This window comes from Phycisphaerae bacterium (genome assembly GCA_012729815.1).
Classification (GTDB): Bacteria; Planctomycetota; Phycisphaerae; order JAAYCJ01; family JAAYCJ01; genus JAAYCJ01.
On record JAAYCJ010000008.1, the window covers coordinates 1 to 13,769 of the forward strand.

The following is a 13,769-nucleotide window of genomic DNA, read 5'->3' on the forward strand; positions in this document are numbered from 1 at the left end:
CCCACGTCCTGAACGCCCTCTGCGCCGCACGGCCCGTCGCCCTCAAACGCCTGCCCAACGACAAACTCACAGCCGTCGAAGCCCTGCGCGGGGCAACCGTCGAACTGCACCAACAGGACCCCGCCCAGACCATCCGCAAAGCCCTGCGCGAAACCAACACCCTGCAGCCCAAATCCCTCGCCGCCCGAAACTACCTCGCCAACCACCACTCCTACCGCCAACTCGCCCAGACCATCCTCGACCGCACGGCATAGCTCTGCCTCCGAAGAGAGCCGCGAACGTAAAAGAACGCGGTCCTCACCCGCCGAAGGCGACTTACCCTTGGAAACGACACGCCGGAAGGTAGAATGGTGTTCCTCTTGATACGGCGACAGCAAAAACTCGAGCGGAAATGCGAAAACACCATACTCCAAATCGTCAAGCAGCCCAGGCAGCCAAGATGAACGAGCATTCCTCTAAACCCCTCGCCTCCCACCTGCGGACCGAATACCTCGAAAACCCCCTTGGCATCGACGAACCCACCCCTCGTTTCTCATACCTGCTCGACCACTGCACCCTCCAAGCCGAAAGATGCATTGAAGTCCGAAACGACTCCGGCGCAACCGTCTGGAACTCCGGCTGGGTGTCCGACGAGGCCTCAATCCAAATCCCCTACCAGGGACAGCCGCTGCGATCATTCACCCGCTACCTCTGGCGCGTCAAAGTCCGCGACACCAACGGCTGCGAAGGCGACTGGAACTCGGAAGAAGCCTCCTTCGAAACCGGCTTCATGGATCGGCCCTGGACCGGCAAGTGGATCGGCTGGCGAACCGGCGTAGGATTCAGAATGCCCGTCCAACGCATCCTCCGCGACTTCTCCCTCCGCTCGCCGGTGGCCAGGGCACGCCTCTACGTCACCGCCCTGGGCCTCTACGAAGCGTACCTCAACGGCAAGCCGGTCTCCCACGACTGCTTCACTCCCGGCTGGACCGACTATTTCAAAAGGGTGCAGTACCAGGCCTACGACGTGACCGAACGGCTGCAACGCGGAGACAACACCCTCGCCCTCCACCTGGGCGAAGGCTGGTACAACGGACGAATCGCCCGGCACTGGCGGAACAACAACCCCACCTACGGCGATACCAACATGCTCAGGTGCGAACTGCACCTGACCCTCGCCGATGGATCGACTCAAACCATCGTCTCCGACCGGCGGTTCCAATACATCAACCGGGACGGCGCCATTCGGGCCAGCGACATCTACGACGGCGAAATCTACGAAGCCTGGCGCGACACGTCCTGGATGCTGCCGAACGGCTGCCGCGACTCCGCCGTGCCCTGCAAGGAATTCTCCAATTCCACCCCGATCGTCTGGCACAGCGGAGCCAGAGTGCGACGGATAATGGAACTCAAACCCGTCACAATTGCCAAACAGGCCTCCGGAGCCTATCTCGTGGACTTCGGACAAAATCTCACCGGCCGCGAAAAAATCCGCCTCACCGACGCCAGACAAGGCGCCACCATCGTCATCAAGCACGGCGAAATGCTCAATCCCGACGGCGCCCTCTATCTCGAAAACCTCCGCACAGCCCTCGCCACCACGGTCTATAGCTGCGGAACCCGCAACGAGGAAATCTACGAACCCCATTTCACCTTCTTCGGCTTCCGCTACCTCGAAATCAATGGCTGGCCCGGAGCCTTGCGCAAATCCCACATCTCAGCCGTCGTCCTCTCCTCCGATCTGGAACGCACCGGAGAATTCTCCTCCTCCCACCCCCTGCTCAACCAGCTCTACTCCAACGTCATCTGGGGCCAGCGAGGCAACTTCCTCGACGTGCCGACCGACTGCCCCCAGCGGGACGAACGCTTCGGCTGGACGGGTGACGCCCAGGTCTTCATGGACACCGCCACCTACAACTTCGACGGTTCCGCGTTCTATACCAAGTGGATCGCCGACCTGAATTCCTGCCAGCAACCCGACGGCGCCTATCCTTACATCGCTCCATCGCCCTTCGACGGCTACAAATCGTGTACCGGCTGGAGCGACGCCGCCCTCATCTGCCCGTGGATCATGTTCTGGAAGTACGCCGACCTCCGCCTGATGTCCACGTACTTCGACCAGATGAAAAAGTACCTCGACAGCCAGATAACCGATGACCGGCTCATCACCGGCAATGCCATCCATGGCGACTGGCTGAACCTCGACGATCCCACCGGAAACGAGTTCATCTCGACGGCCTATCTCTGCGGCATGGCTAAACTACTCTCCCGAATCGCCGCCATCCTCAACAGGCACAACGAGTCGCGAACGCTCGACGCCCTGGCCGCTCGAATACAAAACGCCTTCCAAACCGAATTCCTCGACGCCCGCGGAATGCCCAAAGAACGCAGCCAGACCGCCCTGCTCCTGTCGCTCCACTTCGACCTCCTGCCCGAACCGTCAACCGCCCGCGTCGTCAAAGCTCTCGTCGCCGGCATCAGAAAGCACGATACGCACCTGACCACCGGATTTCTCGGAACGCCGCTGCTCCTGCCCGTCCTGAGCCGTTACGGCCAGACCGATCTGGCCTACGATCTGCTGCTGCAAACTACCTATCCCGGCTGGCTCTACCCCATCACCCAGGGCGCCACCACCATGTGGGAGCGTTGGAACAGCTACACGCACAAGGACGGCTTCGGCGACGTCAGTATGAACTCCTTCAACCACTACGCCTACGGCGCCGTCGCCGAGTGGTTCTATCAGACCATCGGCGGTATCCGCCCGGACTACTCGTCCTTCGCCAACGCCGGCTTCAAACGCTTCATCCTGGCCCCTCAGCCCGGACACCGATTGACCCACGCGAGCGTAAGCTACCGCTCAGCTCACGGCACGATCGCCTCGGCATGGAAAAAACGAGGAAACCGCCTGACGTGGAACTTCTCCGTGCCCTGCAATACCGCCGCCACAGTCGTTCCGCCCTACCGCACCGTCGTGAAGCACTCAGCCAACCTGCCCGATCGGCTCCCGGACCAATTCGAAGTGCCCGCGGGTGACTACGAACTCCAAATGCAGACCGCCGACCCTGACCGATAGCCGCGTGGCAATTCCTTCTCCGTCCTGCCGCCCTCGCCGCCTCCGGCGGCGCAGCCTACTTCTTCGCCCGAACCTCTTCCTTGATCCGCTGAATATGCCCGCGGCCAAGCGCCTTGACTTCGCAGCCGAGCTCGAAATATCGCCGAATCTTCTGGTCCGTTAAAACCCCGAAACAATCGATCACCGCCAGCGGCGCCCCCGCCCACTTGACCACGTCGTCCGGACTCAACTCCAGATACGGACTGTGCCGAACTGCCAGGATCAACGCCTCCGCCCCCTTCAATGCCGCCGACACGTCCTTCTGCACCCGCAGGTTGACCAACTCCTCCTGGTTCCGGAAAAACCGCTTCCACGAATGGCCCGGCGCCGGATACGTATCCTGACTCTCCAGCTCGTACCAGTGGTCCACGTACGGATCGTGCACCCGCATGTCCGCGCCCATCTCCGTCAGCTTCCGCACCACCAGCTCCGATCCGCTGTACCGCGTGTCGCCTACGTCCTGACGGTAGCTCGCCCCGCACAGCAGCACCGACGCCCCCGCGATGTACTTGCCCATGTTCCGCAGCGCGTCACGCGTCAACTCCGCCGCGTGCAGCCCGCGCGTGTCGTTGATGTCGATCGCCATCGGCGTGATCTTGAAGATATCGTCCTCGAACCCCAGAATATGCTTGTACGCCCACTGACCCAGACCGCCGTCCTTCGGCAGGCAGTACCCGCCGATCCCCGGTCCAGGAAAAATCATGTTCGAATGCGTCGGCCGCATCCGAATCGCGTCGATCACCTTGATCAGGTCCACCCCGTTCCGCTCCGCGAACAGGCTCCACTCGTTCAAAAACGCCAGAATCGTCGCCCGATACGAATTCTCCACGATCTTCGTCGTCTCCGACTCGATCGGACGGTCCATCACCGTCAGCGGGAACTTCTCCGTGTTCAGCACCTCGGTCAAAAACTTGACCACCCGGCCACGCGCCTCCGGATTGACTCCCGAACACACCCGCCAGAAATCCCGAATCGAACTCACGTACTCCCGGCCCGGCATCACCCGCTCAAAACTGTGCGACAGCAGCGGGTCCGTCTTGATCCCTCGCGCCGTGAACGCCTTCTTCATGATCGGAAACGCGATGAACTCCGTCGTCCCCGGCGGCACCGTCGTCTCGATCAGCACCAGGCACCCCGCCGGCACCTTCCGCCCGATCGTCCGCATCGTCGCCTCCAACGCCGCGATCTCCGCCTCCCCCGTCCGCAGATTCCCCAGATCCCGCTTCGAATAATCGCACTGCACGTCCACCACCACGCAGTCCGCCAGCTTCAGGCAGTCGCTGTTGTACGTCGCCACCAGCGTCTTCTTCTCCCGCACGCACCGCGCGATCATCGGATCCACCTCCGGGTCCTCCGCCTTCACCGGCGACTCCCCCTGATTCAGCAGCGGAATCTTCCAGTAGCTCCGCACGCTCGGCCGCTGACAGCCGATCACGAACTTGCTCGGCTTGCCCGTCTTCTTGTCCACCGTGTCCGCCACGATCGCCGCCATCACCGCCCCCACGAACCCCAACCCCATCACCACCACCACTTCCTGACCGTCCGCCCGCGCCTGATCCGCCAGCTTCTTGAGCCGCTCGAACTCCGCCGCGTACTCCCCCTGCTGCGGAACGACATACCCCTGACCCGAAGGACTGACAGATTCCTGCGCCATGACGGCCTCCTCGAAATAGATTGCCCTACCTCCAAAAGGAACCGACATCCTAAAAAACCGCCCACGCATTGTCAACAACATCATCCCACCGCCCCCACCTCCAGCCCCCAGAATCCGACCGCACCCACTCGAAACTGCGCCGCGCAAGCATACCCTTTGCGTTCGCTTCGTGACAGGCGTATGATCTACCGGCATAGGAGTGCCGGGCATCGCTCATGCCCTGATCGCCCGCGGGACCGTCCAAGCCGAGAGGGGGACACACGCGATGACAAAGCTCAAGGCGGAGAAAATCACCCTCCTGATCGCCATCGCCGCCACCACCTTGCTGCCCGTCTGGTTCATCCCCTATGACGAGCCGACGGCGGGCCTGCAGGCCATCAAGATCCTCGCCAAGATCGGATCGCTGGTCGGCGCCATGCTCCTGGTCTGGCAGTTCCTGCTGGGATTCCGGGGCGCCGTCGGCTGGCTCGTACCCGACCTGCTGTGGCTGATCGACCTGCACAAGGCCCTGGGCGCCTGCGCCATTCCCCTGATCCTGCTGCACCCGATCTTCATCACGATCTACTACGCCCGCAGGTTCGGCCTCAACGTCTTCTCCTTCGAGGCCGGCGCCGCGTTCGCCGCCTACGTCGCCCTCGGCGTCTTCGCCCTGCTGCTGGTGGCGTTCATCGTCGTCACCAGCCTCTTCCTGCGGTCCCGGATGGACGCCCACACCTGGTACCGCTCCCACCTGCTGAGCTACGCGATCATGCCGGCCGTCCTCGTCCACGGGTACGCCATCGGCATGACCATCGCCGGCACGGGCATGGGAGTCCTCTGGCGGGTGCTGATCGTCCTCGTCTCCGTCTTCTACCTCTCCCGGCTGCTCTTCCGGTTCGGGTGGGCCGCCCACCCCCACCGCGTGATCCGGACCGTTCCCGTGGCCGATCAGACCACCGAAATCACCATGCGGCCCCTCGCCGCCAAAATGACGCCCAGGATCGGCCAGTTCGTGTTCCTTCGCCGCCAATCCCTCGCTGGCGCCCGGCCCTACACCGTCTCGCACTACGACCCCGACACCGGAGAGCTCGCCGTGACGATCAAGGCCCTCGGAGAGACCAGCAGCCGACACCAGGACATCGAGCCGGGAGAACGGGTACTCCTCGACGGCCCCTACGGAGTCTTCACCTGGGAGGCCCTGACGACCCATCGCCCCATCGTCATGATCGCCGGCGGAATCGGCATCACCCCCTTCCGCCGACTCCACCGACAGCTCAACCCGCACTCCGACCGCCAGCATTTCCTCTTCTACGGCAACACCGACAGCCGAGACATCGCCTACCGCGAAGAACTCGAACAGGCCGGGCATGTCCAGGTGGTCCACGTGATCAGTGACGAACCCGACTACCCGGGCGAAAAGGGCTACATCACCGCCGACCTCCTCGAAAAATACCTCGGGCCCGAACTCGCCCGCTGCGAATTCTTCATCTGCGGACCGCCCGCCATGACCGTCAAGCTGGAACGCGAACTCCACCAGCGATACGTCCCGACCGACCAGGTCCACCACGAACTGTTCACCTATTGATATGCATCAGCCAATGCCGAAAACTGATTAATCTCGGAATTGGAACTGGGAATTCCCCTTGATCCTCTGTTCCCGTCCCCTGCCAGCGAAACGCCACGTGCACTATCAAGGGCCCCGTGAGCCTGGTAGAATACTCCGTACCAGAATCGCGGTGGTCGTAGGCCACACCGCAAACAGGAACTCCAGGATACCGATACCGATGCCGCCCGGCCATCGCTCGCCAGGCGGGTCAACGCCGTGCCGATCCTGGGAAAGGCAACACCAATGGAACCGGAGTCCTCATCCGCTCACCCGGCGAACCCTTCGCCCGAACCGTCGACGCCCACGCCCGAGGCCACGCATTCGCTGCAATGCCTGGAGATCCTCGGCGGCAACCAGGTGGTGCGCCACGCCCTCGCCACGCCCGGAATGAACGTGTGGATCGACAGCCGGCCCCACGCCGGAACACGCGGCGGCGATCTGCACTACGTCTCCATGTGCGGCTCGGGACGGGTCACGCGATTCATCGTCGCCGACATCTCGGGGCACGGCCCCGATCTCGACGAATTCGCCCAGCGGCTGCGGAACCTGGTGAGCCGCTACATCAACCTGCTGGATCAGACGCGTTTTGCCCGCGCGATCAACAAGCATTTCGCCGAACAGGTCGGCGACAGCAAGTTCGCCACCGTCTTGCTGGTCACCTACTTCGCCCCAACCCATCACCTGATCGTCTGCAACGCCGGACACCCGCCGCCCCTGTGGTACAGTCACGCCGCCGGCCGCTGGCGCTACCTGAACCGCGCAGCGGCTGACGCCGGACCATCCATCCGCGCCGAACGCGCCCGCTACCGACTCTCGCGGGTCGCCAATCTCCCCCTCGGCATGATCGAACCGACCCCCTACCGGCAGTTCGCAGCCAAACTGGCCACGGGCGACGTGGTCGTCCTCTATACCGACGCGATGATCGAGGCCAGGAATCCCGCCGGACAGATGCTCACAAGTCGCGGGCTGCTGAAACTGGCCCGCCGCACCATCGAGTGGGTGCCGCAAGCGGGCAATGCTGCTGACGCCACCGCACGAGGAACGTGGAAGCTCGCCTCAGCCGCGGCGCGCTTGCAACAACCTGAACCCGCCGACGCCAATGGATCGACGCCGTCGGTCGATCCGCCGCGGACGGCTCAGCTCATCGGCCAGGAACTCATCCACGCGGTTGACCGGTGGCGCGGCGGTCGGCCGCCCGAGGATGACCAGACGACCGTCGTCCTGCACCACAATGGCGAGTCGCCGCCGCGGTTGACCCTCGGTCGGGCCGCACGCTCGATGATGAAAATGCTCGGATTCCGCTGGAAACAATGATCCGACGACGTCCGGTTCAATCCGGGCTACGACAAAGCGGCGAAGGAATGATGCGCGTCGGCTGTCGCGCGCCCGGCTACAGCTCCTCCGGCAGACAAAGACTCTCCCTGCAGTGAGCCGTGCGCCCACAGACACGACACACGAACCGAGGATCCTTCACCAGCGCCTTGTAGTCCTGCGGACTGTCCACGTGATAGCCGTACGACACGAAGTAGCACAGGTGAGTCGTGTGTTCATCGCTCTTGCAGCCTGCGTGATCCTTGGGATGCTCCTCAGCCATTCCTGATCCCTTCCATCAGTGCAGTTCAGAAAGCGACCATGCCAACGACCGCCATTGGCCTGATGCTCGACACATCAGTATAGCAATTCCGCCGACGTCATGCTCACTTCGTCCCTTCTCCTCCGCAAAACAGTATCTTCTCGCCACAACACGACGTGACGCGAAGCGCACGAAAGGCCCCGTCACACCGCCAGGCTCAGTCCGCGGCAAGCTCGAAGAACGGAGTGGGGCCGTGCTTCAGACTCGCGGTGTCCAGATGGATCTGGAGCCGGCCATCTTCCCACGCCAGCGCCAACCGTTCCCGACGCTCCCCATTAAGGGCCAGCGCGTAAAGGGCCATGTCCTTCCCGTGGGCGTTCCGCAGTGTCGCGTCCAGACGCCCCACCTTCATCAACACCGGCAACTCACCGTAGTCGAACATCATCGCGCGATCCGGCGTCACCGCCATGCCGGTATTGACGGCCTCGGTCGTATAGAGCAAAACCATCCGTCGGCTGTCCGACAGATCCTTCCCGTCCATGGCGCAAACGCCCACCATGGCCGCCGTATCGCTGCCGATCACCTCCAGCCGCCCGACCGCCTCGCTTCGGCCGGCCTCCAACGTCACCGCCTCGCTCAAAGGCGTAACCACCTTCAGGAGATTCTCCTCGGCTCGCATCGTGATCTGGCCCGTATCGCTCTCAAATACGCCCTTCGACGGCTCGCTGACGTTCGACTCCGCAAGAAGCCCGCTGCGCTTCATCCGGCCGACCAGAGCATCGAGCGAAACGCCGGCCTGCTCGCCGTCGACGACCTCGTCGGCGTCGGTCCATTGGCCGCCCTGGCGGATTCTCACGCTGCCTGCGGGAGTCAGAATCATGTCCGGTTCGACCGGCTGAACGACTTCCTTCGGCGGCTGCAACTCAGGAAACGAAATGGCAAAACCGCTGATCAACCCGAGCTTGGTCTGCTGTTTCGAGGCCTGCTTGAACTCGCCCAGCACCGACGTCGGCACCTGAAGCTCAACCCGATGGTCGGCCGCCTTCACGTCACCGCGCACAAACAGGCACGTGAACAGGAACTCGCTGGGCCGGGTGACCGGCGACCCTCCGGGCATGAACGAACCGAGACGTTTGGCCTCGAACACCACGGGCGTGGACGCATACACCATCGCATCGAATCCCTGAAACGCGGCATAGGCGCCGTGGACGATCCCCAGCTCGCGCTGATACCGGTTCCAGAAGCAGTGATTGTATTCGGTCATACAGAATGGCCGATCCGCGAATTTCGAACCGATCATGCCACGCAAATGAGGCACGAGCGTACCCACCGAGCTGTGTTGCGGGCAGTTTGCGCCATAGCCGCCTTGCCAATTCGGCCAGGGAAATGCAAAAAACTGATTCCGGATCGCCATCGTGGAGTATTCGTACCGTGCCGCATGATCTCCCCACCACTGCGACAGGCTGTAATGGGCGACCAGTCCATCGTAGCGGATGCGCTTGAGATTCGTCGTGTACCAGGCGAGGTTCTCGCGGGCCAGTTCCGTCACGAAGAGTGTAAAGTCCCGGTCGCTCGAACTCGATCCAATTCCCGTCCAGTTGAAGGACGGCGGTACGAACGCAATGTTCCCCGCCGGCGTCGCCACCTGGTCGAACGAGGTAATGCCGGCGTCGCCCCACGCCGTGGCCAACGCCTCCGGCGTCTCGTACTTCGCCTCCAGCCACTCGCCGAACCGCCGGTTCATCGCCTCTTTGATCTCCTCGGACGAGATGAACCGCGCCAGAAATCCCGACTCCTGTTCGTTATACGGCTCGACGCAGGCAATGGCCGGATCGTCCTTCCACGCCAATCCCGTGTAGGGATTGACGTGGTTCATCAGCGTCTCCGCCGCATAAAGCCAGATCCGGCGCAGTTCCGGATCCCCCAGATACATCCGCGCCTTCCAGTCGCATTCCCGGCTCTGAACCGCGGGATTATACTTCATCGGAGGATGGACCTCCTGAAACAGCCCATACCCCAGCAAGGTCAGATGCAGGTAAACCCCTTCTTGGCCCATCCGGGCGATCAGGTAATCCACCTTATCGAGCAGCTCCGGACTGACATCCAGGCTTCTGTGCAGCGACATCAGGTCGATATCGAATATCCGAAACAGATTGTACCCCTGATTTCTGGATATCTCGACAAAACGGTCCACCTTCGCTTTCCAATCGGCCCCCTCGCCAAACCAACTGAACGTGCAGGCGCTCATCGCCTCATCATCCACCACGTGAAAGATGAACCCCTTCAAGCGGACCGGCGTCTCGGGCCGGCCTTCGGCCACCAGTTTTCCACGCGGGCCAATGACGAGCCGCGGCAACCGCTTCAACCGCTCGCTCCCGCCGGACGGCCCCGCCACCAACGGCACAGCCGTCGTCGCGCTCAAGTCCAACGCGCTGCCCGCCTTCACCTGAACGTCGGACGTGTCCACCACTTTCCACTCCGCGTTCGCCACAAACGTCATCTTCTCCTGCGGTTCCGCAGACGCCATACGCGATTCCTTTGTGCCTGCCAAATTCCATACCCACGCCCAGCCACGCCGCCGGGCATACGTCCGCCGTGTGCCCCATCCGCTCCTGTGGCAGCGGAAAGACGACCAACAACGGTACCCTCCATGTATCGTACGTATTGTCCCTGGCGTGTGAATAGGTATCCTTACTGAAAACATGAACGATTTGACTGACCCACAATCCGTACGGGCAGCCCTCGTGGTTGCCCCACCCCAAAACACCCATCCCCGCCCCCCCTGTCATCCCCGCCTCCCCCTGTCATCCCCGCGCAGGCGGGGACCCAAACCTTCACGCCAAAATATAATCCCATCCCGCAGGGCTTGTCCTCGCGGTAGAATCGAATAGGATCCCCTTGAGACTCTCCACGAAGGGCCGCTCAGGAACGCGACGGCGATTGCTTGCTCTTGGAGTGGCGCGTCGCGCGATGCCCCGTAACCTATGGAATCGCCAAAGTCACGTCCTGCCGACCTGGGCGAGAATGATGAAACAACAAGGCAAGCGTCGCTTGGGACATTCCGAACCTTCACCCGCAAATGATATGGCCCAGCCGGTGGAGTTGAGCGAGCGATCCCGGGGGAATGCGCCCGTTCCTCTCGATCGGCACATTGAGCGTAACGGCCCCTTTGACGCCTTTGCATGCCGAGACAAAACCAAAGAGCTCTTCGTCGCCGTACCGGCAAAACTCCTCCGGCACAGCCGGGTTGAACGTGCTGTCGATCGGAACCAGGGCGTGCCACTGCACACCGTCGACGAACTGCGACTCGGGCATGTAAAGCTCCGGAGCACGCCCCGGCGTGCGAAGCTTCCCGTCAACGATCGCTACACTTCCAACGTCCAGAAAGTCCGTCCGGATCGCTCCATTCTCGAGCACATGGACCTCGCCCGCATGGTACTCCTCGAGCGGGGTCAACGGTTTGATGCGGCCGAGGCAAAAGGCCCCATCGTTAAACGCTGTGATCGAGTCGGGATTGCCCGCCCGCGCGGCCGCAAGCCACAGACTCCAGTCCCATTCTCCCTTGTGAATCCATTCGTAACACCCATCGAACCACCAGCCGTGAACGAGCGGGCCGTATTGCAGCGAATACTCCCGTACGAACCGCGGATACCGATCGAGGAACTCCCGATGGTCGGACTCATCCCATCCGAACACGGCGCGAATATCCGGATCCTTGCAGGCCATGTCACCCGGAATATAGACGATGAGCTTCTTCTGCCGCTCGGCCAATCGACCGGCAATCTGACGCACCAGATCCCGCTGTGGAGTCCGCCCCGGCAGCCGCGGGTCCAGAAAGGCGTTGGGACTGTTATAGTACCCGGTGTTCTGCCCAATGGTGAAAATCAGCCAGTCCGCCCCCGTGGCCAGGAACTCGCCGATAAAGCCGTCCACATCGAAACCGTCGATGATCCGATTGAGATTCCGCGTTCGCTCGGTCGCCGTCCGACCGTCCGGCGAAACCAGATAGTGGACCATAACGCCATACGTCCCTTCGGCCAGCCACGCCGCCCGCATCCCTGATGATCCTGCCGACATGATCGCTCCTGATGATAGTCCCAACCGCCATGTCTACTTGCCGACGAATGTGCACGTCTGATAGCGATCCACCGATTTGCTGTCGCCGATGCCGCCGCCCCACTCGAGCCACCCTTTGCGCCCGCCCCCGTCGTTATCGTTCACCAGGAACGAAAACAGCATCGTCCCATTCGTCGGACGGATCGGCGGAATCTGCGACCACGGAATCACGCAGCGATAGACCACCGTCGCCCCCTCGCGTGTGGCGCTGAATCTCGCCCCGGCTACAACGCTGTCCGGATTCGTCGCCGGCGGATACGCCGGGCATTCCGCATACACGCCCCGTTCGGTCAATGCCACGCCGAATTCATATCGCGTGTCCGTATCCGACGCCACGCCGAATTGAATGCTGTCGCCTTGCCATATCGGCTCTTTCGGATGCGCCTGATGAAATCGATCGTCCTCGATTCTCGCCGTCACGTAAAACTGCTTCGCGTCCCAGCCCAGCCACACCCGCCCTGATATATCCGCTGGGCCGTCGTAATCCTTGATCTTCTTCGTTGAAAACTTATCCAGATCGATATAATGCGTCCCCTCACATGCCGAACCCACCCATTTGACGATTGGGCTGTAACTCACGCTGCGGGCCAATACGATCGGAGCGCCCGCTGAAAACTCAAAACTCAGCGTCGCCGGAAGAATGCGGTACAAGTCCAACACCGGAATCGCCGTCGTCACCGGCCGACTCGATGCCGCCTTGATCGTCTTGCGAATCGCCGCCTCGCCTGTCTGCTCGCCGATCGTCCACTTCACAGATTTCAGCGTCACATCGCGATCGACGCTGTGATTTGCAATCACCGCATCAAGCCGCCCATCCTTCCTGATCTGCGCCGACTTGAGCTCCACGCCGTCCATCACCTGAACCGTCACGCTGCCGTAGCCGATGACGCCGTCTCCCTTCTTCAATCGATAGACGATCGTTCGACTGCCCGCGGTCGCAGCCTTGCCCAGATCGATCGCTTTCGCTTCCGCCCGCCCACTGATCGCAAACGTCGCTCCTTCGATTTCCAGTACGCCATGCACGCCCGCCTCGGTGCGACACGTCAAAACGATCGGATCGCCCACGGCGATTCTCTGCGGCGTGCCTATGCCGAATCTCGCCTCAGGCCGAATCGATCGAATCGGCCCGGCGACATAGATCGGCGCGCCGTTGAGCGTCAATGCGATATCGCCTTCCTCGCCCTGCACCGCCTGCCTGTTTCCCATCATATCGGTAATCGCAATCGGCCGATCCGCGCTGATCGTCACGCGCGTCGGCTGTAACGCCCACATTAAGCGCTGCTCGTCGTCGCCCTTCGTAAACCGCAGACTCCACACGCTCGGCGGCGTGTCGTCGCGCCCGGCAGACGCCCAGCCGGTCAATTGTCGCGCCATCACCGCCAGCGCCGCATATGCCGGCTTCGGTGTCAATCTTCCTCGCGGGTCATCCCAGTGCCGGACGATGCCGAACTGGCTCTCGATCCCGTCATCCACGTCGCAAATCAGTTTATACCAGTAATTCCTCGGCACGCCCTTCGACCACAGCACCGCGTAACATCGAACCAGATACTCCGCCTGCGTCTCCGGCGTAATCGACCACTCCGGAATCGACGGCCACGACACCTCCGTACTCCATACCGGAATCATGCGACCCGTCTTGTTATGCCGATCGATAATGCCGAACAACTTGTCAATGTCGCCGTCGAGCGTTTCCGGCGTTTCATTCCAGCGATCCCATCGATACGGATGCACCGACACCGCGTCCATATCC

9 protein-coding genes are annotated in these 13,769 nt (G+C 62.1%); 4 read left to right on the forward strand and 5 right to left on the reverse strand.

All coding sequences use genetic code 11. The features are described from left to right. Together GXY33_00540 and GXY33_00545 are read left to right on the forward strand one after the other, a co-directional pair. Nucleotides 1-254: hypothetical protein (locus tag GXY33_00540; protein NLX03609.1), on the forward strand; the 254-nt coding region annotated here is incomplete at its 5' end. Nucleotides 255-439: 185 nt separating this feature from the next. After that, nucleotides 440-3,052 carry a family 78 glycoside hydrolase catalytic domain gene (locus tag GXY33_00545; GenBank protein NLX03610.1) on the forward strand — a complete coding sequence of 871 codons (2,613 nt, stop codon included), beginning with the start codon at nucleotides 440-442 and terminating at the stop codon, nucleotides 3,050-3,052. Nucleotides 3,053-3,107: 55 nt separating this feature from the next. Here GXY33_00545 and GXY33_00550 read toward each other — a convergent pair whose 3' ends face one another. Beyond that, a complete protein-coding gene (locus GXY33_00550; GenBank protein NLX03611.1) occupies nucleotides 3,108-4,745 on the reverse strand; it encodes a GDP-mannose dehydrogenase in 1,638 nt (545 codons plus the stop codon). A gap of 265 nt (nucleotides 4,746-5,010) precedes the next feature. Between GXY33_00550 and GXY33_00555 the strand changes: the two genes are divergently transcribed. Continuing rightward, nucleotides 5,011-6,309 carry a hypothetical protein gene (locus GXY33_00555; GenBank protein ID NLX03612.1) on the forward strand — a complete coding sequence of 433 codons (1,299 nt, stop codon included), beginning with the start codon at nucleotides 5,011-5,013 and terminating at the stop codon, nucleotides 6,307-6,309. Nucleotides 6,310-6,573: 264 nt separating this feature from the next. Then, a complete protein-coding gene (locus GXY33_00560) occupies nucleotides 6,574-7,644 on the forward strand; it encodes a serine/threonine-protein phosphatase (protein NLX03613.1) in 1,071 nt (356 codons plus the stop codon). A gap of 76 nt (nucleotides 7,645-7,720) precedes the next feature. Here GXY33_00560 and GXY33_00565 read toward each other — a convergent pair whose 3' ends face one another. The 4 genes from GXY33_00565 to GXY33_00580 form a co-directional block, all read right to left on the reverse strand. Beyond that, complete coding sequence (locus tag GXY33_00565; protein NLX03614.1) at nucleotides 7,721-7,924, reverse strand: hypothetical protein; 204 nt, start codon at nucleotides 7,922-7,924, stop codon at nucleotides 7,721-7,723. Between the two features lie 196 nt (nucleotides 7,925-8,120). Next, nucleotides 8,121-10,430 (reverse strand): hypothetical protein, encoded by a 2,310-nt coding sequence (locus tag GXY33_00570; protein ID NLX03615.1) that lies wholly within the window; start codon nucleotides 10,428-10,430, stop codon nucleotides 8,121-8,123. A 542-nt stretch (nucleotides 10,431-10,972) separates the two neighbouring features. Continuing rightward, a complete protein-coding gene (locus GXY33_00575; GenBank protein NLX03616.1) occupies nucleotides 10,973-11,980 on the reverse strand; it encodes a hypothetical protein in 1,008 nt (335 codons plus the stop codon). A gap of 33 nt (nucleotides 11,981-12,013) precedes the next feature. Further along, nucleotides 12,014-13,621 (reverse strand): hypothetical protein, encoded by a 1,608-nt coding sequence (locus GXY33_00580; GenBank protein NLX03617.1) that lies wholly within the window; start codon nucleotides 13,619-13,621, stop codon nucleotides 12,014-12,016. Nucleotides 13,622-13,769: the final 148 nt, after the last annotated feature.